Origin of the sequence: Streptomyces sp. NPDC051286, from assembly GCF_044455345.1 — a bacterium.
In the GTDB taxonomy this organism is placed as follows: Bacteria; Actinomycetota; Actinomycetes; order Streptomycetales; family Streptomycetaceae; genus Streptomyces.
Map to the genome: position 1 here is coordinate 34,293 of NZ_JBITER010000036.1, position 25,313 is coordinate 59,605.

Consider the following 25,313-nt stretch of genomic DNA (forward strand, 5'->3'; position numbering starts at 1 on the left):
AGGCGCCCCGTGGGTGGAACTCCGGGGCGGTGGTCCTCCCCGGAGCTCCGGGGAGGGCGCCCCGCCGTCAGTCCTCGATGCCGTCCGCCGCGCGCTTCTCGCGCAGTTCCTTGATCGCACGACGTCGGGCCAGCCGGTGCGTGCGCCGGATCTGTGCCTCCTGGTAGCGCCGCTTGTCGCGCTCTGTCTCGGGGATCACCTGCGGTACGGGGCGCGGCTTGCCGTCCCCGTCGACCGCCGCGAACACCAGATATGCGGTGCCGACCTGCTGGGCCGGGGTCGATTCGTTCCACCGCTCGGCCATGACCCGGACGCCGACCTCCATCGAGGAATGGCCGGTCCAGTTCACCTGGGCACGGACGTGAACAAGGTCACCGACGCGCACCGGCTCCAGGAAGACCATCTCGTCCATCGAGGCCGTGACCGCAGGTCCGCCGGAGTGCCGGCCGGCCACGGCGCCCGCCGCGTCGTCGACCAGCTTCATGATCACGCCGCCGTGCACCGTACCCAGCAGATTGGTGTCGCTGCCGGTCATGATGTGGCTGAGGGTGGTTCGGGACGCCGCAGTCGGCTTGCCCGGAATGTCGCCCTCCGGGCGTGGGGCCTGATCTGTCATACCGTCTACCTTATGCGGGGGGCCGTGGGCCGCGGACATTGCATCAGCTTCGCAACAGCCCAGGCCCGATATCTCACACCCCCTGTAATACTGGCACGCCCGGACTGCACACTGGACCGCATGAGCGACAGGCCCGGTGGATGGACCGACGACGACCGCAACGACCGCTACGGGCGGGGCAGTGACAGCGCCCAGCCCGAGGGCCCCCGCGTCATGCGGCACGTCCAGCGGCGCCCCGCGCCGCCTCAGCAGCGTCCCGCGCCGCCGCAGCAGCGACCGACGGCACCGCGACAGCGTCAGCCCGAGGCACCGCAGTACTCCGGCGGCTATGACGACGGCGCAGGGTACGGCGGCGGTTACAACGCGGGGCAGGTCTACGGCGGCGGCAACGGCGGTGGCTACGGTCACGGCGGCGGCCCGGGTGACGGCGGTTACGTCCAGGGGAGGCCCGCGCCCAACTGGCGCCGCCGGATAAAGATAGGTGCCCTGACCCTCGTGGTCGTGGTGCTGGCCGTCTCCATCGGCACGTACTTCTGGGCCGACTCCAAGCTCAAGCGTGAGGTCGACCTCTCCAAGGTGATCGAGCGACCGCACGAGGGCGACGGCACCAACTATCTGATCGTCGGCTCCGACAGCCGCGCGGGCATGACGGCCGAGGACAAGAAGAGGCTCCACACCGGCTCGGCCGAGGGTAAGCGGACCGACTCGATGATGATCCTGCACGACGGATCGAACGGCCCGACGCTGGTCTCGCTGCCGCGTGACTCGAACGTCGAGATCCCCTCGTACAAGGGCTCCGACTCCGGGAAGCTCTACCCGGCCCGTGGCCGGTTCACCAAGCTGAACGCCGCATACGCCGAGGACGGGCCCGAACTGCTCGTTCGCACGGTCGAGTTCAACACCGGGCTGCACATCGACCACTACGTCGAGATCGGCTTCGGCGGCTTCGCCAAGATCGTCGACGCGATCGGCGGGGTGGAGCTCGACATCCCCAAGGCGTTCAAGGACAAGAACTCCGGCGCCGATTTCCAGGCCGGCAAGCAGACCCTCAACGGCGAGCAGTCCCTCGCCTTCGTGCGGACCCGGTATGCCTTCGCGGGCAGCGACCTGGACCGTACGAAGAACCAGCAGAAGTTCCTCGCGGCGCTGGCGAGCCAGACGGCGACGCCGTCCACGATCCTCAACCCTTTCAAGCTGTACCCGACGATGGGCGCCGGTCTCGACACTCTGATCGTCGACAAGGACATGTCGCTGTGGGACCTGGGCAACATGTTCTTCGCGATGAAGGGCGTCACGGGCGGTGACGGCACGTCCATGAACATGCCGATCTCCGGCTCCACGGGCGGGAACCTGGTGTGGGACAAGGCCAAGGTCAAGCAGCTGGTGGAGCAGCTCAACAACGACGAGAAGGTCACCGTCTCCGGTAACTGACGGCAGGCGGACGCGGGGCCCGGACGGTTCGCCGTACGGGCCCCGCGTCATGCCCGGCCCGGATCCGCCGCTCGCTCACGTCGAACGCGGTCGTCACACGCCTCCGGCGGGCCCCTGCGGCTCGACCTCGTCCAGGTCCTCGTACAGCGCGCCCAGAATCCGTCCGGTCGGCTCGCCCTGCGGTGTCAGCTCGGCCAGGCACCAGCCGGGCAGCTTCTGTTCGATCTCGGGCGGAAGGTCGCCGTCCGCCGGGTCGGCCAGTCCGTAGAGAAGACCGAACGCGGTCTCCTTCGCCACCTCACGGGCTATCTCCCCCAGATCGCCGGGGGTCAGACCAAGGGCCAGCGCCCGTTCAACGGCGCCAGCGGCGAGCCCGTCCTTCCGGTAGGCCTCGACCCAGTCGGGCGCCGCCGTACTCCACCCCTCGATGTCCTGCCAGACCATCCGCAGGAACCGGTAGCGGGCGAGTTGCGGAATGTTCTCCTCGGCCTCGGATTCGGCCCAGCCCTCCGCGTCGTCGGCACCGAGCGCGGTGAACAGGCCGGTGAGTGCGGTGATGTCGGTCATGGAAGGGGAAGGTACGCCATGGCGCCCCGACGTAACGATCTTTTGCGGGCCTGCTCCGCCACTGTCCGCCGCAGGTGACAGTGCCCAATCGTCCAACACCCGTGCCCCGATGCCTGGATCAACCGGGCATCGGGGCACGGGTACTCAGACCTCAGCTCTCGGACGCGTACGTCACGAAGTCAATCCACGCGCCCGGCGCGAACCCAAGCAGCGGCCCCCGCGCATCCTTGGAGTCACGGACGTGGACCGAACCGGGTACGAACGCGACCTCGATGCAGTCGTTCCCGTCGCCACTGCTGCTGTAGCTACTCTTGAACCACTCCAACTCGGAAGCGTCCTCGGCAGAGGGCTTGCGGATCATGTCTCTCCCAGAACTTGCTCGATGAAGGCCAGCGACTCACGTGGCGTAAGAGCCTGGGCCCGGATCATCCCATAGCGCAACCCAAGGATTCTGAGCTGCTTCGGGTCGGAGACCGGGCGGCCACTGAACGCACCCTCGGAACGCCCCACCGCACTGCCGTCGGGGAACTTCAGAACCTCGATCAGCCCGCCCGTCCCGGGATGCTCCTCGCGATGCGTCGGCATCACCTGGATCACCACATTCCGCAACCGCCCTAATTCCAAGAGGCGTTCGAGCTGTCGACGCAACACCATTGCGCCTCCGACCGGACGGCGAAGCGTCACCTCTTCCTGGACAAAACTCAGCGACGGGAGAGGATCCCGATCGAAGATGGCTCGTCGTGCCATGCGAGCAGCCACCACTCGGTCCGTCTCGTCCCGCGTGTAAGCCGGCAGCCACGATGCGAACAGGGCCCGCATATGTTCCTCGGTCTGCAACAGGCCGTTGATGTTGTGGTGGTGGTACGCCTCCAGCTCGACAACCTTGGCCTCCAGCTTCGCCAGATCCCGCACCTTCTTCGGGTAGCGGACCTCCGCCACATCCCGCTTCATCGCGGCAAGTTTCCCGCCCGCACCCAGCACCTCGTCCGCCCTGTCCAGGAACTCCGGGCGAGGGATGCGCCGACCGCCCTCCACCTTGTAGACCAGGTCCTCGCCGTACCCGATCGCCGCCCCGAACTCGCCGGCCCGCATCCCCGCCGACTCCCGCCACGCCTTGATCTGGCGGCCCACCGCAGCAACCACCGCAACCCCCGACTCGTCATCGGGATCGACGTCCCAGCCGGGCTCGTCCGCCCCGCCGTCCCCGCGCTCCGTACCGACTCCATCCACGCTCATCCGTACCCCACTTCCGACGTGCATGCGTTCCTGCTCAACCCTGGTCGCCTCCAGCACGTCACCCCGGACAGCCGGGACAGCACTGGACAATCACCGTACGTAAGGGCCTCGTCGCTATTCACGGTACGCACGCCCGGCCACGCTGAGTGATGTGAACCAACACATCACCCGAGCCGAACGTTCCGCTCCCACCCGGCAGTTCACCGTGCTGCTCTCCCCCACCCGCCGAGGTGCCAGGCTCGCCCGTCTCCTCACCACGGCGCATCTGAGCGACTGGGGCCTGCCCACGGAGCACGCCGCGCACATCGTCGCCGAGCTGGCCACCAACGCCACGGTCCACGGCCGCGTGCCGGGCCGGGACTTCCAACTGAGTCTCGCCGTCCACCGCGACGCACTCCTGCGGATCGCGGTGACCGATACCCGGGGCGAGCAACTACCTCCCACGCCCGGCAGCGCGTCAGCCCCCGCTGACGATTCGGAATCCGGGCGCGGCCTGCTGATCGTCGAGGCACTCGCCGACCGCTGGGGAATCGACCTCGGGCCTGTCCCGCGCAAGACGATCTGGGCCGAACTCAGCCTCGTACCGTGACCGCTCCACCGGGTCGCGGAGACCCACGACCCGGTGAGCCACGTCGCCGCGCCCCACGACGCATAAAGCATTAAAGAACCTGGGGAAATTACCCTCCCCACCCAAACCCGGCCCCACCCCGCCCTCGTCACTCGCGCGGGTGACATAGGGCAACTGGGCTGGATTTCATATGGGTTGGCAGGCATATGCTCGCCGCGACAACTACAGACATGCGACGGCCCCCGACGAGACGCCAATCTCGACCGAGGGCCTGACCACCGAGGAAGTTAGGCCCTTCCCGATGGATACCCAGCAGGTTACCGCGCCCCCATGCGCCCCGTCCCCCGTACCCGGGGACGCCACACCGTCATCCGGCGTCATCCACATCAACGTCCGGCACGCCGCAGGCTTCACGGTCCTCGGCAACCACCTCACCCAGCACCACGGACTCTCCCTCACCGCCATCGGGCTCGCCGCACACATCCAGTCGCTGCCCGCCGGGGCGAAGATCGGCATCAAGGTTCTCGCCGAACGCTTCCCCGAGAGTGGGACCCGCATCGCCGCCGCCCTGCGCGAACTCGAAGCAACCGGCTACCTCCACCGTAGCCGCGTACGCCTTCCCAACGGCCGCGTCGTGACGCGCACGGTCTCCTACAACCAGCCGGGCGCCACCACGTCCACCGCCCCAGCACCCGAGCCGCGGACCAGGCGGACCAAACCGGCAGCCCCCTGGCCCACACCGCAGCCGCGACTGCGCGAGACCGCCGCCGCCGAGGCGCCGCAACCGCCCGCGCCGCAGCGGACGCCCGAACCGCACCCCACCCCCGTCTTGGTACCGGCTCCCACCGCCCCCAGGACGCCGCCCCCGCCGCTCCCCCAACCGCGGGCACTCACCCCCCAACTGCACCAAGCAGCCGCCGCACTCCTCGCCGACCTGCGCCGCCATGCACCTCAGCTCGTCCTCTCCGAGAACGACATCCGCACCCTCACCCCCGGCGTCGCCACCTGGCTTGAACGCGACGCCCACCCCGGCACCATCCGCCACGCCCTCACCACCGACCTCCCGAGCCCCGTGAAGCACCCGTCCAAGCTCCTGCGCCACCGGATCACGACGCTCCTGCCACCGCCGATGCCGGGAGGCCAGGACGTCGCACTCGCACGCCCCGGAGTCATCGTCATCCCGCTCCAGAACTGCGACCGCTGCGACCGCGCCTTCCGCAGCCTGCAAGGACCTCGCTCTCGCCACCCTGGCCGCCATCACGCACGCCGACAACCCGGACGTCGGTGCTGCGGGACGCACCGGAATCCGTCGCCGACCCCATCGTCGAACTCACCGCACAGGGCCTGGGCAACCGCCCGGCCGCACAACAGTGGAGGAACCTGGTGGCCGTGGACCTCTCTTTCTACAAGTCCTTCATGTCGGAAGAAATCCGAGACGAAGGCCGGGCAAAGGGCCGAGCAGAAAGCCTCTTGCTGGTCCTCGAAGCACGCGGCATCGCCATCACCGACGGGATCCGCGAGAAGATCGACACCTGCGACGACCCCCAGTTCCTGCGCCAATGGCTCAACCGCGCCGCCACCGCCGCCTCCGCCGAGGAAGTCTTCGCCGAGGAGTAACCCCCGCCCCGTCGGCTACGGCCCGGTCGGCCCGTCTCACGCGGTCTCTTGGCCGCCACATACACGTCCGGCCCCCGATGTGCGCATCGGGGGCCGGACGCCAAGGCAATAACCGCTACGGCAGGTTCCTCGCCATGACGATCCGCTGGACCTGGTTCGTGCCTTCATAAATCTGCGTGATCTTGGCGTCGCGCATCATCCGCTCCACCGGGTAGTCCCGCGTGTAGCCATAGCCGCCGAGCAGCTGGACCGCGTCCGTGGTGATCTCCATCGCGACGTCGGAGGCGAAGCACTTGGCCGCGGCGCCGAAGAAGGTGAGGTCGCTGTCGAGTCGCTCGGACTTGGCGGCGGCGGAGTAGGTGAGCTGGCGGGCCGCCTCCAGCTTCATCGCCATGTCGGCGAGCATGAACTGGATGCCCTGGAAGTCGGCGATCGGCTTGCCGAACTGCTTGCGCTCCTGGACGTAGCCCCTGGCGTAGTCGAGGGCGCCCTGCGCGATGCCGAGGGCCTGGGCCGCGATCGTGATGCGGGTGTGGTCCAGGGTCTTCATCGCCGTGGCGAAGCCGGTGCCCTCCTCGCCGATCATGCGATCAGCGGGGATCCGGACGTTGTCGAAGTAGACCTCGCGGGTCGGGGAGCCCTTGATGCCGAGCTTCTTCTCCGGCGCGCCGAACGAGACACCCTCGTCCGACTTCTCGACGACGAACGCCGAGATGCCCTTGGAGCGCTTGGTCGGGTCGGTGACCGCCATCACCGTGTAGTACTCGGAGACGCCCGCGTTGGTGATCCAGCGCTTCACGCCGTTGAGGACCCAGAAGTCGCCGTCGCGGACGGCCTTGGTCTTCATGCCGGCGGCGTCGGAACCCGCGTCGGGCTCGGAGAGGCAGTACGAGAACATCGCGTCGCCCTTGGCGAGCGGGCCGAGGTACTTCTTCTTCAGCGCCTCGGAGCCGGAGAGGATCAGCGGGAGCGAGCCCAGCTTGTTCACAGCCGGGATCAGGGAGGAGGAGGCGCAGACGCGGGCCACCTCCTCGATCACAATCACGGTGGCGAGGGCGTCCGCACCGGCGCCGCCGTACTCCTCGGGGACGTGCACGGCCTGCAGTTCGGAGGCGACCAGGGCGTCCAGCGCCTCCTGCGGGAAGCGGGCCTCCTCGTCGACCGCCGCAGCGAACGGGGCGATCTTCGCCTCGGCGAGCGCACGGACCGTCTCGCGGAGCATGTCGTGCTCCTCGGCCGGACGGTACAGGTCGAAATCGGTGGAACCCGTCAAGACTCTCACTCCCCAGGGATGCTAACTACCGTTAAGTAACCCAATTTTAGGCGCCTGCCCCACAAAGGCCTATGGGAGCTGCACGTGAGCTTCGCGACAGGGGTCCCCCGAGCCCGTAAAACCCGGCCTTCAGAGGCACGACTATGCTCGTTCACCGCATGTCTGTCCGCATCTCTCTGGAGCACTCCATGGCCCTCAGGATCACTGTGATCGGCACCGGCTACCTCGGCGCCACCCACGCCGCGGCCATGGCGGAACTCGGCTTCGAAGTGCTCGGCCTCGATGTCGTGCCCGAGAAGATCGAGATGCTCAGCAGTGGCCGGGTCCCGATGTACGAGCCGGGACTGGAGGAGCTGCTCCACAAGCACGTCGCGGGCATCGAGGGATCCTCCGGGCGGCTGCGGTTCACCACCTCGTGGGAAGAGGTCGGCGCCTTCGGTGATGTGCACTTCGTCTGCGTGAACACCCCGCAGAAGCACGGCGAGTACGCCTGTGACATGTCGTATGTGGACTCCGCCTTCGAGTCGCTGGCACCGCAGCTCACCCGGCCCACGCTGGTCGTCGGCAAGTCGACCGTGCCGGTGGGCTCCGCGGCCCGGCTCGCGGCACGGCTGGCCGAACTGGCGCCGGTGGGAACCGATGCGGAGCTGGCCTGGAACCCGGAGTTCCTGCGCGAGGGCTTCGCCGTGAAGGACACCCTGCACCCGGACCGCATCGTCGTCGGCGTGGAGAGCGAGCGGGCCGAGAAGCTGCTGCGCGAGGTGTACGCGGTGCCGGTCGCGGAGGGGTCGCCGTTCGTGGTGACGGACTTCCCGACCGCGGAACTGGTGAAGACCGCGGCGAACTCGTTCCTGGCGACCAAGATCTCCTTCATCAACGCGATGGCGGAGGTCTGCGAGGCCGCCGACGGTGATGTGGCGAAGCTGGCCGAGGCGATCGGTCACGACGAGCGGATCGGAGCCAAGTTCCTGCGGGCCGGGATCGGTTTCGGCGGCGGGTGCCTGCCGAAGGACATCCGGGCCTTCATGGCGCGCGCCGGTGAGCTGGGCGCCGACCAGGCGCTGACCTTCCTCCGCGAGGTCGACTCCATCAACATGCGGCGCCGCGGTCACATGGTGGAGCTGGCCCGGGAGGCCGTGGGCGGGGGCTCGTTCCTCGGCAAGCGGGTGGCCGTGCTGGGTGCGACGTTCAAGCCGGACTCGGACGACGTACGCGACTCGCCGGCCCTGAACGTGGCCGGTCAGATCCACCTCCAGGGCGGCCAGGTCACCGTCTACGACCCCAAGGGCATGGACAACGCCCGGCGGCTCTTCCCGACGCTCGGATACGCCGAGTCGGCGCTGGACGCGGTGCGCGGCGCGGACGTGGTGCTGCACCTGACGGAGTGGCGCGAGTTCCGCGAGCTGGACCCGGCGGCGCTGGGCGAGGCCGCCGCACACCGGATCATTCTCGACGGCCGCAACGCGCTGGACAGCACGCTGTGGCGCGAGGCGGGCTGGACGTTCCGGGCGATGGGCCGGCCCCGCGCCTGACACGCCCTACCGGTCGAGTTCGCCGATCGTGGCCGTCGACGGGGCCCGGCGGAGCTGTGCCGCACGGGAGGCGAATTCGGCCTCACGCATCACACGTACCGCGTTCTCCCAGGTCAGCGCGGCGATATCGGACTCCGGCCAGTCCCGTTCCAGTAGCTCGGCGATCAGCTGCGGGTAGCGGGAGACGTCCGCGAGACCGTCGGCGTGCGTCGCCCCCGTGTCGTATCCGGCGCCGAGGCCGACGCAGTCCGGGCCTGCCACGTCCCGCACGTGGTCCAGATGGTCGGCGACCTCGCGCAGAGAGGCTGTCCCCTCGCGGGCCACCTGGTCCGCGGTGAAGCCGACCATGCAGAGGCCGTTGTTGGAACGCAGCATCCGCAGCACGTCGTCGGGGACGTTCGACGGATGGTCGGTGAGCGCGTGGGCCGCGGAGTGGGAGAAGATCACCGGCGCCTTCGCGACGGCGAATGCGCGGCGCATCGTGTCGGGCGAGGCTCCGGTGAGGTCGACGAGGATGCCGAGCCGGTTCATCTCGCGTACGACTTCCTGGCCGAAGCGGGTGAGTCCGCCCCCGCGGTCGGTCCAGCTGGTGCCGGTGAGGGTGACCGCCCGTACGCCGAGGGCGTGGTACGCACGAAGGGTGCCGAGCGAGTCGGCGAGGGCGTGGCCGGAGACGGGGCCGAGCAGCGCTGCGACGCGACCGCAGTTGCGGGCGTCGGCCATCTCCCCTGCTCCGTGGGCCGGGCGCAGGGCCTCAGGGTATGCGGCGACGAGGGCACGGACCTGGTCGATGCGGTCGAGGGTGGCGCTGACCGCCCGGTCGCCGGCGTGGTCCGCGGGAACCTGGAGGGACCAGAACTGGGCGCCGACGCGGCCGGCGCGCAGCCGGGGGACGTCGGTGTCCAGGGCCCGTTCGCCCAGTTCGAGGTCGCACCAGGGGATGGAGCGGACGGCGTGGGCGAGGCCGTTGTACCCGTCGACGACCGGGTGTGCGGCGAGGAGTGCGCGGGCGCGGGCCAGTGGGTCGGGTGGCGTCGGTGCGTCCGGGTGCGGAGCCGGTGAAAGCCTCGCGGGGGCCGATATCTGTGCGTATTCCGCGTCGAGCTGCCTGATCGCGGCGGCGGTGTCGGCGTGGTCCTGCAGGTCTGCCATGGGATGACTCCGTGACTCGGCGGCCGTACGGTCACCGTTTCACGTGCGGGCAGGGGGGTCGCGGCACGCTGCTGCGTTCGGGGGACGGGAGGGGGCGTCCTCCCGTCCCGGGGGACGTCAGGACGCCGGGGTGTCGAGTTCCTCGATCGTGGCGTGGGACGGGCCGCGTCGCGTCCGCAGGTCGCGGGCGACGGCCTCGGCGTCGCGCAGCACCCGTACCGCGTTGCGCCAGGTGAGCTTGGCGAGGTCGGCGGCGGACCAGCCGCGGCCCAGCAGTTCCGCGATCAGGTTCGGGTAGCCCGAGACGTCCTCCAGACCTGCGGGGAGGAACGCGGTGCCGTCGTAGTCGCCGCCGACACCGATGTGGTCGATCCCGGCGACCTCACGCATGTGGTCGAGATGGTCGGCGATCGTCGCCACGGTGGCCATCGGACGCGGGTGGGCGGCCTCGAACTCCGCGTGGATCTTCATGGCCTGCGCGGTGGTGTCGAGGTGGTGCAGACCGTGGTCGCGCATGTTCTGGTCCGCCGCGCGGGTCCATTCGACGGCTTCCGGGAGGACGAACTTCGGTACGAAGGTCGCCATGGCGATGCCGCCGTTGGCCGGGAGCTGCGCGAGAACGTCGTCGGGGATGTTGCGCGGGTGGTCGCAGACCGCCCGCGACGAGGAGTGCGAGAACATCACCGGCGCGGTGGAGGTGGCGAGCGCGTCGCGCATCGTCGTGGCCGCCACGTGGGAGAGGTCGACCAGCATGCCGGTGCGGTTCATCTCCCGTACCACCTCATGGCCGAACGGCGAGAGACCGCCGACGCCGGGCTCGTCCGTCGCCGAGTCCGCCCACGCGATGTTGTCGTTGTGGGTGAGCGTCATGTAGCGGACGCCGAGGGCGTGCAGGGCGCGCAGGGTGCCCAGCGAGTTGTTGATGGAGTGGCCGCCCTCGGCGCCCATCAGGGAGGCGATCCGGCCCTCGGCGCGGGCCGTCTCCATGTCGTCGGCGGTCAGGGCGCGCCGCAGGTCCGCGGGGTAGCGGTCCAGCAGCTCGGTGACCACGTCGATCTGTTCGAGGGTGGCGCTGACGGCGTGCTCGCCCGCCATGTCGGACCGTACGTAGACGGACCAGAACTGCGCGCCGACGCCACCGGCGCGCAGCCGACCGATGTCGGTGTGAAGGTGGGCGGACTGGTCGGTGGCGATGTCGCGGGCGTCCAGGTCGTACCCGACCTGTTCGCGAAGCGCCCAGGGCAGATCGTTGTGACCGTCGACGACCGGGTACTCGGCGAGGAGTTCCGCAGCCTGTGCGAGGTGGTCCCCGGAGTGGTCCGTGGTCCGGTCCGTGATCTGATCCGCCATGGTCGCCCGCTTCCGCTCGTTGTCCGCTGTGTCTACTTGCCGAAGCCGAAGGAGTCGCTGCCCTCGACCTTGCTGCGCAGCCGCTTGCCCTTCTCGGTCGCCTGGTCGTTCAGCTCCTGCTGGAACTCCCGCATGCGGGCCAGCAGCTCGCTGTCGTGGGCGGCGAGGATACGGGCGGCGAGCAGACCCGCGTTTCGCGCACCGCCGACCGACACGGTCGCGACGGGCACACCGGCCGGCATCTGCACGATGGACAGCAGGCTGTCCATGCCGTCCAGGTACTTCAGCGGAACCGGGACGCCGATGACGGGCAGCGGGGTGACCGACGCGAGCATGCCGGGCAGGTGGGCTGCGCCGCCCGCGCCCGCGATGATCGCCTTGAGGCCGCGGTCCGCGGCGTTCTCCCCGTACGCGATCATTTCGTGCGGCATGCGGTGGGCGGAGACGACGTCGACCTCGTACGGGATCTCGAACTCGTCGAGGGCCTTGGCCGCTGCTTCCATGACGGGCCAGTCGGAGTCCGAACCCATGACGATGCCGACGACCGGCGCGGCGGAGGCGGGGGAAGTCATTCGGTGATCGTTCCTCGCAGGTAGTCGGCCGCGTGCCGGGCGCGCTCACGCACATCCGCCAGGTCGTCGCCGTAGGTGTTGACGTGTCCGACCTTGCGGCCGGGCTTCACGTCCTTGCCGTACATGTGGATCTTGAGCTGGGGGTCGCGGGCCATGCAGTGCAGGTACGCCTGGTACATGTCCGGGTAGTCGCCGCCGAGGACGTTGCACATGACCGTCCAGGTGGCGCGCGGGCGCGGGTCGCCGAGCGGCAGGTCGAGAACGGCCCGGACGTGGTTGGCGAACTGGGAGGTGATCGCGCCGTCCTGGGTCCAGTGCCCGGAGTTGTGCGGGCGCATCGCGAGCTCGTTGACAAGAATGCGGCCATCACGGGTCTCGAAGAGTTCGACGGCGAGGTGGCCGACGACACCGAGCTCGGCGGCGATCCGCAGGGCCAGCTGCTGGGCCTCGCCGGCGAGCTGCTCGCTCAGCTCGGGGGCCGGGGCGATGACCGTGTCGCAGACGCCGTCGACCTGGATCGACTCGACGACCGGGTAGGCGACTGCCTGGCCGTGCGGCGAGCGGACGATGTTGGCCGCCAGCTCCCGTACGAAGTCGACCTTCTCCTCGGCGAGGACCGGGACACCCGCCCGGAACGGGTCGGCCGCGTCCGCCTCGGAGCGGACCACCCAGACGCCCTTGCCGTCGTAGCCGCCGCGGACCGTCTTGAGAATGACGGGGAACCCACCGACCTCGGCCGCGAACGCCGCGGCGTCCGCCGGGTCCGTCACGATGCGGTGGCGGGGGCAGGGCGCTCCGATCTCGTCGAGCTTCGCGCGCATCACCCCCTTGTCCTGGGCATGCACCAGCGCGTCGCGGCCGGGGCGTACCCGAATGCCGTCCGCCTCCAGGGCCCGCAGATGCTCGGTCGGGACGTGCTCGTGATCGAAGGTGAGCACATCACAACCGCGTGCGAAGGCGCGCAGCGTGTCCAGGTCGCGATAGTCGCCGATGACGACTTCGCTCACCACCTGGGCCGCCGAGTCCTGAGGGGTGTCGCTGAGGAGCTTGAATTTGATGCCGAGGGGGATGCCCGCCTCGTGGGTCATACGGGCGAGCTGACCGCCGCCGACCATGCCGACTACCGGGAACGTCACGCCTCCAGGGTATCGGGCGTCCCGGGGACCGCCGGACGATGCCCCCGGGGGACGGCGGCCGGAGACTCCGTGTCACAGGCTCGCCACGCCTCTGTGGATGCTCACAGGAATCTCCTAGGAGGCCTGGATAGCATGACCGGGTTGACCGAATCCATGGACGGGGCTGAGTCATCACCATGAACGAACGGGGCGTACTACGGACCCGGCTGGATGCGCTGGCCCGGGAGGTCGCCAAGTTCGGCGTGGTCGGTGCCATGGGTCTGCTGGTCAATGTGGCGGTGTCCAACCTGCTGTGGCACACCACGGACCTTCAAGTGGTGCGGGCCAGTCTGCTGGCCACGTTCGTCGCCATCCTCTTCAACTACGTGGGCTTCCGCTACTGGACGTACCGGGACCGTGACAAGACCGGGCGGACCCGGGAACTGACGCTGTTCCTGCTGTTCAGCGCGGTGGGTGCGGCGATCGAGAACGGTGTGCTGTACACGGCGACGTACGGGTTCGGGTGGGACGGCCCGATCCAGAGCAACGTCTTCAAGATCCTGGGAATCGGGATCGCGACGCTGTTCCGGTTCTGGTCCTACCGGAGCTGGGTGTTCAAGGCGCTGCCTGTCGCAGACGGCGTAGCCGTGGTGGCACAGGGGCGCGGGGCCGCGGAGCGGGTGCCGGCGGAGCCCGTACGACGTTGAGGCACCGGGGTGTCCGATTGCCGCTTCGCCCCCGGTCTCCCCTCGGCGGGCTCGATTCAGCGGACCGGTCGTTCCGGTTCCTCGCGGTTCCGGGCCACCCGGCTCAGGAACAGGGCGAAGACCGCCGGTTGCTGCTGGAGCAGTTCCAGGCGACCGCCGTCCGCCTCGGCCAGGTCGCGGGCGACCGCGAGGCCGATTCCCGTCGAGTTGCGGCCGCTGATGGTCCTCTCGAAGATCCTGGCGCCCAGATCGGGCGGGACGCCGGGGCCCTCGTCCGTCACCTCGATGACCGCCTGGTTGCCGGTGACCCGGGTGCGCAGGGCCACCGTGCCACCGCCGTGCATCAGTGAGTTCTCGATCAGTGCGGCCAGCACCTGGGCGACCGCGCCCGGCGTGCCGACGGCCCGCAGGCCCTGTTTGCCGGAGCGGACGATGGCGCGGCCCTCGCCGCGGTAGGCCGGGCGCCACTCCTCGATCTGCTGCTTGACCACCTCGTCGAGGTCGAAGACGACCGCCGAGCCGGTGCGCGGGTCGCGGGCGTTGGTCAGCAGCCGCTCCACCACGTCGGTGAGGCGCTCGACCTGGGTGAGGGCGATGTTCGCCTCCTCCTTCACCGTGTCCGGGTCGTCGGTGACGGAGATCTCCTCGATCCGCATGGAGAGCGCGGTCAGCGGCGTGCGGAGCTGGTGGGAGGCATCGGCTGCGAGCCGGCGTTCCGCGGTCAGCATCCGGGCGATCCGTTCGGCGGAGGAGTCCAGGACGTCCGCGACCCGGTCCAGCTCCGGCACCCCGTACCGCTTGTGGCGCGGCCGCGGGTCACCGGAGCCCAGGCGTTCCGCGGTCTCGGCGAGGTCGGTGAGCGGCGAGGTCAGTTTGTTGGCCTGACGTACGGCGAGGAGCACCGCGGAGACGATCGCGAGCAGCGCCACCGCACCGATGATCATGAGCGTGCGCCCGACCTCACGGGTGACGGCGGAGCGGGACTCCTCGACGGTGACCTTCTCGCCCTGCTCCCCCTTCGCCGTACTTCTGATCACACTGCCGGTGGGACGCGTGCCCACTGCGATGGGCGTGCGGCCGGGGATCTCGACCAGGGCGTACCGGTTGTGGGCGACCTGTTCGGCCAGCACCCGGGGATTGATCCGTTCCGCCCCGAGGAGCCGGCTCTCGACCACGCTGATCAGCCGCAGCGCCTCGGAGTCGACACTCTCCTGGGCGCTGTGGCTGATGGTGCGGGTCTCGACGATGACGAGGGAGACGCCGAACACGGCGATCACCACGAGCACCACGGCGAGCGTGGAGTTGATCAGTCGGCGGCGCATGACTGCTTCTGTATGTCAGCTCTTCTCGAACCGGAAGCCGACGCCCCGGACGGTCGCGATGTAGCGAGGGTTGGCTGCGTCGTCGCCGAGCTTCTTGCGGAGCCAGGAGATGTGCATGTCGAGCGTCTTCGTGGACGACCACCAGGTGGTGTCCCAGACCTCGCGCATCAACTGGTCGCGGGTGACGACCCGGCCGGCGTCGCGAACCAGGACCCGCAGCAGGTCGAACTCCTTCGCGGTGAGCTGGAGCTCCTCGTCGCCCATCCAGGCCCGGTGCGATTCGACGTCGATCCGCACCCCGTGCGTGGCGGGCTGCGGGGCCGGGTCGGTGGCGCCGCGCCGGAGCAGCGCCCGGACCCGGGCGAGAAGTTCGGCCAGGCGGAACGGCTTGGTGACGTAGTCGTCGGCTCCGGCGTCCAGGCCGACGACGGTGTCCACCTCGTCGGCGCGGGCGGTGAGCACCAGGACCGGCACGGTGTGGCCCTCGGCTCGGAGCCGTCGGGCTACTTCGAGGCCGTCCATCCCGGGCAGGCCCAGGTCGAGCACGACCAGGTCGATGCCGCCCTGGAGGCCGGCGTCGAGAGCGGTCGGACCGTCTTCGCGGACCTCGACCTCGTAACCCTCCCGACGCAGGGCGCGAGCCAGCGGCTCCGAGATGGAAGCGTCGTCCTCGGCGAGCAGTACACGGGTCATGGAGTGATGGTAGTCCGCATGGGGCGGCCACCGGGAGGTGATCCACAAGGCCTGTAGGTCTGCATCCCAATTCGGAGAGCCGCCTTGGAATATGCGATTTGGTTGCACATGAACCTGTGATCCATGTCTCAAGTCCTTCCATATCGACCACCGTGGTGTCGTATGGTGACTCAACGCCTGTTGCACTACTCAAAGACCTTTGGGCAGCTTTAAGCGCCAAGGGTCTCTTTTGTGCACGGGCTGGTACCCACCAGCCCTGACTTCAGTGAATGACCTGTGGCCGGGCCCGGAGCGCAAGGATGTGCGCCGGGCGTGGATCCCGATGCAGCTGGTCCCCCGACTCCGGTACCCGCTCCGTACACCGTGCGGAGTCCGGAGCACATCCCTTCCAGGCGTGAGGGATGGGGCATGTGACGCGTCGGTGCCGGCCTCCCCCCACCGGGCGCGTCACGCTCACAAGGCGTCGCGTCCCGAGCGAGCAAGGATCGACCATGGCGTCCAGCCTGACGAAGGACTCCGCCGGCACGGCTGGTTCCGAGAAGACCTTCTTCGGCCACCCCCGCGGCCTGGCCACTCTCTTCATGACCGAGATGTGGGAGCGCTTCAGCTACTACGGCATGAGGGCCCTGCTTCCCCTCTACCTGATCGCTCCCGACGGGCTTCACATGAACCCCGCCACGGCCACGGCGATCTACTCGGTCTACGTGTCGCTGGTGTACCTGCTCGCGATGCCCGGCGGCTGGTTCGGCGACCGTGTCTGGGGCCCCCGCAAGACGGTCGCCGTCGCCGGCACGGTCATCATGATCGGCCACCTGGCGCTGGCGCTGCCCTTGCAGGGCACCTTCTTCGCCGGCCTCGGACTCGTCGCCATCGGTTCCGGTCTGCTGAAGTCCAACATCTCCACGATGGTCGGCCACCTCTACGACGGACCGGACGACCCGCGCCGCGACGGTGGCTTCACCGTCTTCTACATGGGTATCAACGTGGGCGCCTTCGCCGCCCCGCTGGTCATCGGCACCATCGGTGAGAGCGTCAACTGGCACCTGGGCTTCGCGCTCGCCGCGGTCGGCATGGGGCTGGGCCTCACCCAGTACCTGCTCGGCACCCGCCACCTGAACGAGCGCAGCCTCGTCGTCCCGAAGCCGCTGTCGGCCGCCGAGCGCGCCAGCACGCTGCGCAAGGGCATGATCTGGCTGGCCGTCGCGGCCGTCTTCTACATCGTGACGGTTGTCACCGGCGTCTACACGCTCAACTGGATCCTGGTCCCGATCACCGTCGCGGGTCTGATCATTCCGGTGATGGTCCTGACGCGCATCAAGCGCGACAAGGAGCTCAGCGCCGCCGAGCAGTCGAAGATGTCCGGCTACATCTGGTTCTTCGTCGCCGCCGCCATGTTCTGGATGATCTACGACCAGGGCGGTTCGACCCTGGCGATCTTCGCCGACACCTCGGCCGACAACAGCATCCTCGGGTGGGACTTCCCGGTCTCCTGGTACCAGTCGGTCAACCCGGTCCTGATCATGGCGCTGGCCCCGGTCTTCGCCGCCTTCTGGCTGGCGCTGAACCGGCGTGGCAAGGAGCCGAGCACGATCGTGAAGTTCAGCTCCGGTCTGGTGCTGGTCGGCGCGTCGTTCTTCCTCTTCCTGATGCCGCTGACGATCGCCACGGACGGTCACAAGGCCGCCGCGATGTGGCTGGTCGCGATCTACTTCGTGCAGACCGTCGCCGAACTGACGCTGTCCCCGGTCGGTCTCTCCGTCACCACGAAGATGGCCCCGGCCAAGTACGCGAGCCAGATGATGGGTGTCTGGTTCCTGGCCGTCACCGCCGGTGACTGCACCACGGGTCTGCTCTCCATCGCGGGTGTCGGCCTGAACGGCACCGGTATCGTCGCTCTGCAGGCCGCCCTCGCGGCAGCCGCGGGTGTCGCGATCTTCATGTACCGCAACAAGGTCAAGCAGCTCATGGGCGACGTGCACTGAGGCACTGAAGCACTGAAGGGCCGCTGCACCGGATCGCCGGTGCAGCGGCCCTTCGCGTTCCCGGCGGCTCAGCTCACCGGGTGCCGCGCAGCCTGCGCCACGGGGTGAACGTGAACACGGCGCCGCCCAGCAGGATCGCCGTACCGGCGACCAGGCCGAGTGCGCGCAGGGTGCCGTTGTCCTCGGTCCCGGTCTCGGCCAGTCCGCCTCCGGAGTCCGTGCCGCCGCCGGCCGTGGCGCCGCCCGTGCCCGAGCCGCCCACGGCCCCGCCGGGCTGGGACGAGGTGTCCAGCTCCAGGGAGACCGCGACACCGGCGGGCGGGGTGCAGGTCGTCGTCGTGCCGAGCGCCTTCACGGTCAGCACGCCCGGGCTGAGGGTGGACCTACCGCTCGCGCCCGGCTTGTACGTACCCGTGAGATCGGGGATCCCGATCGGTTCGCCGGACCTGATGGGCTCCTTGTTGGCGGGGCCCTCGACATGGACCGTGCCCTTGTCTGCTCCGCCGAGCCTGACCTCCATGGAGGGCTTCACCGAATCGGCCGGAATGTCGGCGGGGCTGTCCATGACCGACTTGCTGAACTTCACCGTGAGGTCGAAGCTGCCGCCGTTCTTCTTCGCGTCGATCTTCACCGGGGAGGTGGCGTTCTTGTCACCGATCGGGGTCTTGCAGGCGTACGCGACAGACACCTCCTTGCCCTCGAAGTCGGTCTGACCACCGCCGCCGCTCGACCCGGCGGTGGTGCCGCCGGAGTCAGCGCCTCCGGTGTCCGTTCCGCCGGCCGTCGTGCCCGCCGTCGTTCCCCCCGCCGCCGTCGTGCCGCCCGCAGTCGTGCCGCCCGCCGCAGTGGAGCCGGTGGTCGTGCCACCCGCTGTCGTGCCCGTGGTCGTACCACCCGCTGTCGTACCGCCGCCGTCCGTGACCTTGATCGTCGCGCCCGGCTGAACGGTCTCCTTCGGGGAGCACTTGGTGTCGGTGGAGACCGGCTTCGACACGTTGATGTTGTACGCGCCCGGTGTCAGCGTGATCTCACCGGCCTTCTCCAGCTTCAGCGTGCCCTTCATGTCGGGCAGCACCATGGCGCTGTTCCTGGGGATCGGCGGGTTCTGCCGTGGCCCTTCCATCTGCAGCGTTCCCGTGGCCGCACCGCCGACCTCGATGGTGCCGGTCGGCTTGACCGTGTCCTTCTCCAGGTCCAGGACGTCGGGGTTCCTGGAAGCGGCCTGGACCGTCTTCCACACCACCTCGACGCTGTCCCCGACCTTTGCCTCGGCAGGTGCGGTCAGCTGCACCTCGGTCGTGCCCTGCACAGGAGGCAGTCCGGAGATGGACGGCGGTATGCACTCCGTCTTGTACGAGACGTCGGCAGCCAGGGCTGGGCTCGCGGCCAGCAGGATCCCCGCGCCGCCGAGCATCAGCGCGACTCCGGCCGCGCTCATCCTCCGTTGCGTGCTCACGAATGTCCCTTCGTCGTGGGTCTGTTCTCTGACGGTGCGGAATCCGGTGTGAACCACGGCAGCGCGGCCGTGGTGGTCGCGCCCGGGGCGGGCCCTGCCACGGACGCTGTCGAGGGGGGCGCCGGGGTGCGCGGTCCCCGGCGCAGACCCGGGAGCTTCGCCGTCACGCCCGCCGGCAGCGGATGGCGGTGACGACCGGCGCGGGCCGGGGTGTACGCGGCGCGGGGCCGCACCTTGTCGACGATCGCCATGCCGATACGGAACACCGCGGCCGGTACGACGACGCAGAGCAGGATCCAGAAGAGCGTGACGCCCCAGGGGCGACCCACCCCCCACGGCTGTTCGGCCAGTGTTTTCGTCCCGTACCGCAGGGAGATCCGGTAGTCGCCGTGGGCGCCCGCCGTGAGTTCGACCGGCAGTCCGATCTGTGCCTTGCGGCCGGGCGCGATGGTGCCGCGCCACTGCCGCTCCTCCCACTGCGGGGCGAAGACGCCGTGCGCGGTGCCGACCCGGAAGACCGGGTCCTTGACCGGCGCCGAGCCGAGGTTGCCCACGGTGAAGACGAGTTGCCGGGAGGGCGGGGCGCCGAACCAGGTGAGGATTCCGCTGTCGCCCTCCAGCCGGGTGGTGGCGAGCACCGCGAGCTTTCCGCCGTCCGTCTGTTCCGGCAGTGGGGCGACGGGATGTCCGGCGACGACGAACCCGGCGTCGGCGGCTGCCTGTTCCCCGGTGACCGTCGCGACATGCACCACGCAGGGGCACGGCTTGGGCGGTTCGGAGACCGGCATCTTCTTGCTGAAGGCGCCCTTGGCGTCGGTGGTGACGGCGCGTCCGTCGGCGTTGGCACAGGAGTTGGTGCCGCCGATGACGCCCGTGGCGGGCGCGGACTGTCCGCAGATCAGCATCATCAGCAGGGTGTTCGGCCGCCATCCGGTGCCCTTGACGGTAATGTCGCCGCCCTTGCCCGCCTGCTTCCCGGAGAGGGTGACCGCGGGCTTTTCGTCCGCCGCGCGGGCGCCGGGCGCGGGCAGGAGCAGCAAGGTGGGCAGCAGCGCGACGAGCAACGCGGCGGCCCACTGGTGGCTGCCGCGCCGGAGGGACGCCGGTCCGGTCTGTCGTCTCACGATTCCGCTCCCGCCTTCACCAAGTGCCCTCTCTCTGCCGGGGTTCGAGCTGCGTCGCCATGGTCCGGGCCGCCGTCGCCCGGTGGCCGGCGGTGGCTGCGCCGGAACCGGTACGCGTACGCGCCTGCGGCGGCCGGGACCAGCAGGGCGCCGCCGGTCACCGGCGCCCAGGGGACGAAGACCGCCGGGGCGGTCGCCTCGCTGTGCGCTCCGCCCGCGGCGGTGACGCGGAGCCGGACGGTGGTGGAATCGAGGGCGGGGGCGTCCCGCCACGGTTCGGTGAGTCTCACCCGCTGTCCGGGCAGCAGGTCCACCGGCAGATTGCGTGCCTCGCGCCGGAGCAGGGTGCCGAAGACCCCGTCCGCGCTGACGGCGAGGCGTGGGGCGAGGGCCGCGTTGCCCCGGTTGACCAGGGTGTAGTGGATGGCCCGCCCGGACACGCTGACCTCCTCGACGGTCAGCGCGGTCAGCGTGGGCCCGCTGACCCGCAGATGGACGCGTACGGCCACCGAGCGCCCGGAGCTCTCGGCGACGATCGCCCCCGGGTGGTCGCCTGGTGACGCACCTGCCGGGACGGTGACGGAGAACGGCACTTCGGCGCGGGTACGGGCGGGCACGGTCACCCGGTCCGCGGCGAGCCGCAGCCAGGCGCCGGTCCCGGTGGAGACCTTCGTTCCGCGTACGGCGACGTCACCGCCCTCGGCGTTGTACGCGTCCGCCCCGCGCAGTCGCACGGTGACCGGGGCGGTGCCCGGGTTGGTGACGGAGAGCCGGTCCTGCAGCACAGTGCCGGGCAGTCCCTCCAGATAGAAGTACGGTCTGCCGCCGTCCTCGCCGCTCCGGGTCCCACCGCCCGCCGCGGGCCGCGCCGTCCAGTCCGCGCCGCTCCGGCCGGCGGCAGTCGCCGGGGTCGCGGAGAAGGCGCAGGCGAAAGCGCACAGCAGCGCTGCGAGAACGGCTCGGGCGGCGTGACCGGTCGACGGTGGCATAGCGGCAGGCTCCCTGGTGCGTACAGAACGGGCGTGTACGTACGGACGGCGCGCGGCGGCTCCGTGGAGCTCAGCCCGCGGCCCGCTGTCCGCGCCGGGTCAGCCACAGCACCCCGGCCGCCCCGGTCAGCAGTACCGTGCCGCCGAGCGTCCCGAGCGCCATCGCCGAGTCGAGCGGTCCGGTCTTCGGCAGGGTGGTCTCCGGGGTGTCCTTCGAGCCGCCCGCCGCCGTCACATCGAGTTCGAGCGACGGCTTCGGACTGTTGCCCGGGGTGCAGGTCGTGGTCGTACCGAGCGCCTTGATGGTGAGCACTCCAGCGGTGAAGCCGACCTTGCCGCTCTTCTTCGGGGTGTACGTACCCGACAGGTCACTGATCTTGATCGGGGTGTTCGCGGGGATCGCCTCGGCGTTCGCCGGTCCCGAGACCTGGACCTGACCCGATTCGGCGCCGCTCAGCCGGATGACCGCGCTGGGCTTCATGGCGCCCTTGCCCAGCTCGACGGGGCTGGACGAGACGCCCTTCTGGAAGGACATCGTGAGCGTGTAACTGCTCCCGCTCTTCACGCCCTTGATGTCGATGGGCGACACCGCGCTCTTGGCGCCGATCGGCGTCTTGCAGGTGTAGCCGACGTCCACGACCGTGGCGTGGGCGGCGGGCGCGGCCAGCAGCACCACCGAGCCGGCCAGCGCGGACGCCAGTGCGAGAGCTGTTCGCTTCGGGTACAGCACCTCAGTTCCCCTCATGCCGGAAGTCGCCGCGCGCCGCAACACTCCGACGCAAGTTACTGACGACACATCAGATCGGGCGCTCAAGGTACGCCTGGGGCCGTATGGAGGGAAGACAAAGAGCGCGCCGATCCGGCGCGCTCTTCGAGGGCAAGGGGGAGGGCCGCACGGCCCGACGGTTCGGTGGTGACTACGCGGGAGCGGCCAGCTCCGCCCATACGGTCTTGCCGGGCTCACCCGGCACCCGCTGGACACCCCAGTCCAGACAGAGCCGCTGCACGATGAACATGCCATGTCCGCCGGGCCGGCCCGCCCGGTGCGGGGTGCGCGGCGCGGGCTGTCCCGCACCACCGTCGACGACCTCCACCCGCAGCACCTTGGAGGTGCAGGCGATACGAAGCTCCTCGGGCCCTTCCGCGTGCAGGCAGGCATTCGTCACCAGTTCGGAGACGACCAGCAGGACGTCCTCGGCGGCTGCGCGGCGGTCGGCGCTCGACGCGGGGAGCCAGCCCCAGTCGTGGAGTGCCTGACGGGCGAAATCGCGGGCTGTCGGCACGATGCCGCTGACCTGCCGCAGGGGCAGCGTGCGCCACCGCCGGCCGACGGGCCCGGGGGAGGCTGCGTCGGCGCCGTCGCCCGCGCCCTCCGACTCCCGGCCGAGGTCGCCCGGCGGTTGCTGCCGGGTGGTGCTCATCAGCGCTTCACCTCACCGATTCACCATGTCGCCATTGAACAGTTACAGATACAGATACGGGCGCAGCCGCCGATACGGATACCGGCCGCATACAGAGTGTGCGGGCCACCCGGGTCACAGGAGGTTCGCCGGGATGTCTCCTGCCCGGCCGTATCGTGACAACACCCGCTTCGCCCGTGCGGAATGCGTGACGCAGGCGACACCCGGGACGGGTGAGGCCGCGCTCCGGGCCACGATCAGGTGTCCAGCGCCGATTCGAGGGAGTCGTGGACGGTGAAGACCGCCTCGGCCCCGGTGATCTCGAAGACCCTGGCCACCATCGGCAGCATTCCGGCCAAATGGACCCCTCCCCCGGCCGCCTCCGCCTTGAGGCGGGCACCGAGCAGCACATTGAGCCCGGTGGAATCACAGAATTCGAGTCGCGAACAGTCGATCACCAGGCGGGCCCGTCCTTGTTCGACCGCGCTCTCCAGGGGTTCGCGGAGCAGGTCGGCGGTGTGGTGATCCAACTCACCCACCGGCGTCACTACTTCACTGCGCCCCTCGGTCCGGACCTCGACCTGGAGTCGACCCCGGTTCGCACTGCCGACCGTCTGGCGGTCCATGCCCGTCCCTCTTCGCCGTTCGTCACTGCCTGCGTCACCGTGCGCGTCACCTCTGCGACGGCGCGTGCGGTTGCGTGTGTAGCTGTCGCTGACGTTCACAAAACACTACGCGTTCCGCAGGACGCACGGTAGCCGAAGACCTCAACAAACCGGACATATGGCCACAATTGGTGGTTGTATCCGCACGTCAGGACCGGGTAAGGGTAGAGGGACACCCGAAACACGACCGGCTTTGGAGGCGCCGCTTCACCGCAGGAACACGCATGGCATCGGCAGCCATATGCCGAGAACGATGGAGGAGACCATGTCACCCCGGCTCGACGGACCACGTACCCACGTCGCGACGTCAGCATGTCCTCAGGGACTGACCGAATCAGACTCCCTTGCCGCGGTCGCCGTACCCGCTCCGCGCCGCAGCACCAGCAGCACCAGCAACATCAGCACCGCCAAGGGCAGCGACGGTCTCGAAGGACTTCCCGAGATCCCGCCGTACGACGAAGTGGGCGCAACGGACGCCAGAGCGCTGTCGAAGACACTCTTCGCGCGGCTCGAATCCCTCGAAGAGGGCACCCACGAGTACGCGTACGTACGCAACACACTCGTCGAACTGAACCTGGCCCTGGTCAAGTTCGCCGCCTCACGGTTCCGCTCCCGCAGCGAACCGATGGAGGACATCATCCAGGTCGGCACCATCGGCCTGATCAAGGCCATCGACCGGTTCGAACTGAGCCGGGGCGTCGAGTTCCCGACCTTCGCGATGCCGACCGTCATCGGCGAAATCAAGCGATTCTTCCGCGACACCAGTTGGTCCGTGCGCGTCCCGCGCCGGCTGCAGGAGCTGCGGCTGGACCTGGCCAAGGCGGGCGACGAACTCGCCCAGCAGCTCGACCGCGCGCCTACCGTGGGCGAACTCGCCGAGCGCCTCGGACTCACCGGCGACGAGGTCGTCGAAGGCATGGCCGCGAGCAACGCTTACACCGCGAGCTCGCTCGACGCCAAGGCCGAGGAGGACGAGAGCGAGAGCGCGCTGGCGCACCGGATCGGCTACGAGGACCACGGACTCGAAGGCATCGAGTACGTCGAGTCCCTGAAGCCGCTGATCGCCTCGCTGCCCGGTCGCGACCGGAAGATCCTCTCGCTCCGCTTCGTCGCCAATATGACGCAGTCGGAGATCGGCGACGAGCTCGGCATCTCCCAGATGCATGTCTCGCGGCTGCTCTCCCGGACGCTGGTCAAGCTCAGGAAGGGCCTGACAGTGGAGGAATGATCCCGGCCTCAGAGGCCGCCCCACCTGTGTGCGCGGCCTCTTGCCCGTGCCCCGCGGGACCACGTGCGGAAGGACCTGTCCCGACAAAGGGCAGGTCCTTCCGCATGGTTGACGGGTGCTCGGTGCAGGGCGCGGGCGGGGAGAGCGCCGTTCGGAGGGGCGAGGCCGGAGATATCGCTCAGAGGGCGCGCTCGCCGCGCTGCCGGACCGCCTGGACCAGGGGGACGCCCGGCCGGTAGGCAAGGTGGACATGGCTGGGGGCGTCGAGGAGGACCAGGTCGGCGCGGGCGCCCGGGGAGATGCGGCCGATGTCCGTGCGGCGCAGGGCCGCCGCGCCACCCGCGGTGGCGGACCAGAGAGCCTCGTCCGGAGTCATGCCCATGTCGCGTACGGCCAGGGCGATGCAGAAGGGCATGGACGAGGTGAACGACGAGCCCGGGTTGCAGTCCGTGGACAGCGCGACGGTGGCGCCCGCGTCGAGGAGGCGGCGGGCGTCTGGCCAGTTCGCGCGGGTGGAGAACTCGGCGCCGGGGAGGAGTGTGGCGACGGTGTTGCCCTGGGCGAGGGCGTCGACGTCCGCGTCGGTGAGGTGCGTGCAGTGGTCGGCGGAGGCGGGGGGGGGGGCGGGCGGGGCGCGGGGCGGGGGGGGGGCGGGGGGGGGGGGGGGGGTGGCCCCCCGTGGGGGGGGCCGGGCCAAAACAACCCCGACCTCGCGACC

Annotated in this window: 24 protein-coding genes and 2 pseudogenes; 8 read left to right on the plus strand and 18 right to left on the minus strand. The window is 69.7% G+C overall.

Translation table 11 applies throughout. The annotated features are described in order from the left end of the window. Positions 1 to 67: 67 nt before the first annotated feature. A complete protein-coding gene (locus ACIBB8_RS28330) occupies positions 68 to 616 on the minus strand; it encodes an acyl-CoA thioesterase (RefSeq protein WP_398956804.1) in 549 nt (182 codons plus the stop codon). Between the two features lie 120 nt (positions 617 to 736). On the opposite strand from ACIBB8_RS28330, the gene ACIBB8_RS28335 reads away from it, so the two are divergent. Further along, positions 737 to 2,047, plus strand: a complete 1,311-nt coding sequence (locus ACIBB8_RS28335) for an LCP family protein (protein ID WP_398956806.1) — start codon at positions 737 to 739, stop codon at positions 2,045 to 2,047. Positions 2,048 to 2,140: 93 nt separating this feature from the next. Here ACIBB8_RS28335 and ACIBB8_RS28340 read toward each other — a convergent pair whose 3' ends face one another. The 3 genes from ACIBB8_RS28340 to ACIBB8_RS28350 form a co-directional block, all read right to left on the minus strand. Next, positions 2,141 to 2,614, minus strand: coding sequence for a hypothetical protein (locus tag ACIBB8_RS28340; protein WP_398956808.1), 474 nt, complete (start codon positions 2,612 to 2,614; stop codon positions 2,141 to 2,143). Between the two features lie 151 nt (positions 2,615 to 2,765). After that, positions 2,766 to 2,975 carry a DUF397 domain-containing protein gene (locus ACIBB8_RS28345; RefSeq protein ID WP_398956810.1) on the minus strand — a complete coding sequence of 70 codons (210 nt, stop codon included), beginning with the start codon at positions 2,973 to 2,975 and terminating at the stop codon, positions 2,766 to 2,768. Next, positions 2,972 to 3,850, minus strand: a complete 879-nt coding sequence (locus ACIBB8_RS28350) for a helix-turn-helix domain-containing protein (protein ID WP_398956846.1) — start codon at positions 3,848 to 3,850, stop codon at positions 2,972 to 2,974. The genes ACIBB8_RS28345 and ACIBB8_RS28350 overlap by 4 nt, the downstream gene beginning before the upstream one ends. Positions 3,851 to 4,001: 151 nt before the next feature. Here ACIBB8_RS28350 and ACIBB8_RS28355 point away from each other — a divergent pair, with 151 nt between their 5' ends. The 3 genes and pseudogenes from ACIBB8_RS28355 to ACIBB8_RS28365 form a co-directional block, all read left to right on the plus strand. Beyond that, positions 4,002 to 4,439 (plus strand): ATP-binding protein, encoded by a 438-nt coding sequence (locus tag ACIBB8_RS28355; protein ID WP_398956812.1) that lies wholly within the window; start codon positions 4,002 to 4,004, stop codon positions 4,437 to 4,439. 280 nt (positions 4,440 to 4,719) lie between these two features. Beyond that, positions 4,720 to 5,640 (plus strand): annotated as a pseudogene (locus ACIBB8_RS28360) (helix-turn-helix domain-containing protein); the annotation flags it as partial. After that, positions 5,624 to 6,035, plus strand: a pseudogene (locus ACIBB8_RS28365) (hypothetical protein); the annotation flags it as partial. The pseudogenes ACIBB8_RS28360 and ACIBB8_RS28365, both read left to right, overlap by 17 nt. 115 nt (positions 6,036 to 6,150) lie before the next feature. Here the strand turns inward: ACIBB8_RS28365 and ACIBB8_RS28370 are convergent. Further along, a complete protein-coding gene (locus ACIBB8_RS28370) occupies positions 6,151 to 7,308 on the minus strand; it encodes an acyl-CoA dehydrogenase (RefSeq protein ID WP_398956814.1) in 1,158 nt (385 codons plus the stop codon). Between the two features lie 188 nt (positions 7,309 to 7,496). Here ACIBB8_RS28370 and ACIBB8_RS28375 point away from each other — a divergent pair, with 188 nt between their 5' ends. Further along, a complete protein-coding gene (locus ACIBB8_RS28375; RefSeq protein WP_398956848.1) occupies positions 7,497 to 8,840 on the plus strand; it encodes a UDP-glucose dehydrogenase family protein in 1,344 nt (447 codons plus the stop codon). Between the two features lie 6 nt (positions 8,841 to 8,846). Here the strand turns inward: ACIBB8_RS28375 and ACIBB8_RS28380 are convergent, their stop codons facing one another. From ACIBB8_RS28380 to ACIBB8_RS28395, 4 genes are all read right to left on the minus strand, one after another. Continuing rightward, positions 8,847 to 9,992: a dipeptidase gene (locus tag ACIBB8_RS28380; protein ID WP_398956816.1), complete on the minus strand. Its 1,146-nt coding sequence runs from the start codon at positions 9,990 to 9,992 to the stop codon at positions 8,847 to 8,849. A 117-nt stretch (positions 9,993 to 10,109) separates the two neighbouring features. Further along, entirely contained in the window at positions 10,110 to 11,342 is a 1,233-nt protein-coding gene (locus ACIBB8_RS28385) for a dipeptidase (protein ID WP_398956818.1), read from the minus strand. 32 nt (positions 11,343 to 11,374) lie between these two features. After that, complete coding sequence (gene purE / locus ACIBB8_RS28390) at positions 11,375 to 11,914, minus strand: 5-(carboxyamino)imidazole ribonucleotide mutase (RefSeq protein ID WP_266984915.1); 540 nt, start codon at positions 11,912 to 11,914, stop codon at positions 11,375 to 11,377. Further along, a complete protein-coding gene (locus ACIBB8_RS28395) occupies positions 11,911 to 13,050 on the minus strand; it encodes a 5-(carboxyamino)imidazole ribonucleotide synthase (RefSeq protein WP_398956820.1) in 1,140 nt (379 codons plus the stop codon). Before ACIBB8_RS28395 ends, purE begins: the two co-directional genes overlap by 4 nt. Before the next feature lie 176 nt (positions 13,051 to 13,226). Between ACIBB8_RS28395 and ACIBB8_RS28400 the strand changes: the two genes are divergently transcribed. Then, positions 13,227 to 13,736, plus strand: coding sequence for a GtrA family protein (locus ACIBB8_RS28400; RefSeq protein WP_398956822.1), 510 nt, complete (start codon positions 13,227 to 13,229; stop codon positions 13,734 to 13,736). A 56-nt stretch (positions 13,737 to 13,792) separates the two neighbouring features. Here ACIBB8_RS28400 and ACIBB8_RS28405 read toward each other — a convergent pair whose 3' ends face one another. Together ACIBB8_RS28405 and ACIBB8_RS28410 are read right to left on the minus strand one after the other, a co-directional pair. Further along, positions 13,793 to 15,058, minus strand: a complete 1,266-nt coding sequence (locus tag ACIBB8_RS28405) for an ATP-binding protein (protein ID WP_398956824.1) — start codon at positions 15,056 to 15,058, stop codon at positions 13,793 to 13,795. 15 nt (positions 15,059 to 15,073) lie between these two features. Next, positions 15,074 to 15,751 (minus strand): response regulator transcription factor, encoded by a 678-nt coding sequence (locus tag ACIBB8_RS28410; RefSeq protein ID WP_398956826.1) that lies wholly within the window; start codon positions 15,749 to 15,751, stop codon positions 15,074 to 15,076. Between the two features lie 491 nt (positions 15,752 to 16,242). On the opposite strand from ACIBB8_RS28410, the gene ACIBB8_RS28415 reads away from it, so the two are divergent. Then, positions 16,243 to 17,733, plus strand: a complete 1,491-nt coding sequence (locus ACIBB8_RS28415; protein WP_398956828.1) for an oligopeptide:H+ symporter — start codon at positions 16,243 to 16,245, stop codon at positions 17,731 to 17,733. Positions 17,734 to 17,806: 73 nt separating this feature from the next. On the opposite strand, the gene ACIBB8_RS28420 is transcribed toward ACIBB8_RS28415, so the two are convergent. The 6 genes from ACIBB8_RS28420 to ACIBB8_RS28445 form a co-directional block, all read right to left on the minus strand. Then, positions 17,807 to 19,171: a hypothetical protein gene (locus ACIBB8_RS28420; protein WP_398956850.1), complete on the minus strand. Its 1,365-nt coding sequence runs from the start codon at positions 19,169 to 19,171 to the stop codon at positions 17,807 to 17,809. A 14-nt stretch (positions 19,172 to 19,185) separates the two neighbouring features. Continuing rightward, positions 19,186 to 20,313, minus strand: a complete 1,128-nt coding sequence (locus ACIBB8_RS28425; protein WP_398956830.1) for a hypothetical protein — start codon at positions 20,311 to 20,313, stop codon at positions 19,186 to 19,188. Continuing rightward, positions 20,310 to 21,302, minus strand: coding sequence for a hypothetical protein (locus tag ACIBB8_RS28430; RefSeq protein ID WP_398956833.1), 993 nt, complete (start codon positions 21,300 to 21,302; stop codon positions 20,310 to 20,312). The genes ACIBB8_RS28425 and ACIBB8_RS28430 overlap by 4 nt, the downstream gene beginning before the upstream one ends. 70 nt (positions 21,303 to 21,372) lie before the next feature. Further along, positions 21,373 to 22,047 carry a peptidase gene (locus tag ACIBB8_RS28435; protein ID WP_398956835.1) on the minus strand — a complete coding sequence of 225 codons (675 nt, stop codon included), beginning with the start codon at positions 22,045 to 22,047 and terminating at the stop codon, positions 21,373 to 21,375. A gap of 172 nt (positions 22,048 to 22,219) precedes the next feature. Beyond that, the gene (locus ACIBB8_RS28440; RefSeq protein ID WP_398956837.1) at positions 22,220 to 22,723 is read right to left on the minus strand and encodes an ATP-binding protein; all 504 of its coding nucleotides are present in this window, start codon (positions 22,721 to 22,723) and stop codon (positions 22,220 to 22,222) included. A 236-nt stretch (positions 22,724 to 22,959) separates the two neighbouring features. Beyond that, positions 22,960 to 23,328 (minus strand): STAS domain-containing protein, encoded by a 369-nt coding sequence (locus tag ACIBB8_RS28445; protein WP_398956839.1) that lies wholly within the window; start codon positions 23,326 to 23,328, stop codon positions 22,960 to 22,962. 304 nt (positions 23,329 to 23,632) lie between these two features. Here ACIBB8_RS28445 and ACIBB8_RS28450 point away from each other — a divergent pair, with 304 nt between their 5' ends. Next, positions 23,633 to 24,595: an RNA polymerase sigma factor SigF gene (locus tag ACIBB8_RS28450; protein WP_398956852.1), complete on the plus strand. Its 963-nt coding sequence runs from the start codon at positions 23,633 to 23,635 to the stop codon at positions 24,593 to 24,595. A 178-nt stretch (positions 24,596 to 24,773) separates the two neighbouring features. On the opposite strand, the gene ACIBB8_RS28455 is transcribed toward ACIBB8_RS28450, so the two are convergent. Beyond that, the coding region (locus ACIBB8_RS28455; RefSeq protein WP_398956841.1) for an amidohydrolase family protein at positions 24,774 to 25,313 on the minus strand (540 nt) is incomplete at its 5' end.

Coding starts and splice junctions, on each gene's coding strand:
- ACIBB8_RS28380 (WP_398956816.1), bottom strand. CDS start 9,992: ATGGCAGACCTGCAGGACCACGCCGACACCGCCGCCGCGATCAGGCAG.
- ACIBB8_RS28435 (WP_398956835.1), bottom strand. CDS start 22,047: ATGAGGGGAACTGAGGTGCTGTACCCGAAGCGAACAGCTCTCGCACTG.
- ACIBB8_RS28410 (WP_398956826.1), bottom strand. CDS start 15,751: ATGACCCGTGTACTGCTCGCCGAGGACGACGCTTCCATCTCGGAGCCG.
- ACIBB8_RS28335 (WP_398956806.1), top strand. CDS start 737: ATGAGCGACAGGCCCGGTGGATGGACCGACGACGACCGCAACGACCGC.
- ACIBB8_RS28345 (WP_398956810.1), bottom strand. CDS start 2,975: ATGATCCGCAAGCCCTCTGCCGAGGACGCTTCCGAGTTGGAGTGGTTC.
- ACIBB8_RS28340 (WP_398956808.1), bottom strand. CDS start 2,614: ATGACCGACATCACCGCACTCACCGGCCTGTTCACCGCGCTCGGTGCC.
- ACIBB8_RS28330 (WP_398956804.1), bottom strand. CDS start 616: ATGACAGATCAGGCCCCACGCCCGGAGGGCGACATTCCGGGCAAGCCG.
- ACIBB8_RS28375 (WP_398956848.1), top strand. CDS start 7,497: ATGGCCCTCAGGATCACTGTGATCGGCACCGGCTACCTCGGCGCCACC.
- ACIBB8_RS28445 (WP_398956839.1), bottom strand. CDS start 23,328: ATGGACCGCCAGACGGTCGGCAGTGCGAACCGGGGTCGACTCCAGGTC.
- ACIBB8_RS28440 (WP_398956837.1), bottom strand. CDS start 22,723: ATGAGCACCACCCGGCAGCAACCGCCGGGCGACCTCGGCCGGGAGTCG.
- ACIBB8_RS28385 (WP_398956818.1), bottom strand. CDS start 11,342: ATGGCGGATCAGATCACGGACCGGACCACGGACCACTCCGGGGACCAC.
- ACIBB8_RS28350 (WP_398956846.1), bottom strand. CDS start 3,850: ATGAGCGTGGATGGAGTCGGTACGGAGCGCGGGGACGGCGGGGCGGAC.
- ACIBB8_RS28400 (WP_398956822.1), top strand. CDS start 13,227: ATGAACGAACGGGGCGTACTACGGACCCGGCTGGATGCGCTGGCCCGG.
- ACIBB8_RS28420 (WP_398956850.1), bottom strand. CDS start 19,171: ATGAGCGCGGCCGGAGTCGCGCTGATGCTCGGCGGCGCGGGGATCCTG.
- ACIBB8_RS28405 (WP_398956824.1), bottom strand. CDS start 15,058: ATGCGCCGCCGACTGATCAACTCCACGCTCGCCGTGGTGCTCGTGGTG.
- purE (WP_266984915.1), bottom strand. CDS start 11,914: ATGACTTCCCCCGCCTCCGCCGCGCCGGTCGTCGGCATCGTCATGGGT.
- ACIBB8_RS28415 (WP_398956828.1), top strand. CDS start 16,243: ATGGCGTCCAGCCTGACGAAGGACTCCGCCGGCACGGCTGGTTCCGAG.
- ACIBB8_RS28450 (WP_398956852.1), top strand. CDS start 23,633: ATGTCACCCCGGCTCGACGGACCACGTACCCACGTCGCGACGTCAGCA.
- ACIBB8_RS28430 (WP_398956833.1), bottom strand. CDS start 21,302: ATGCCACCGTCGACCGGTCACGCCGCCCGAGCCGTTCTCGCAGCGCTG.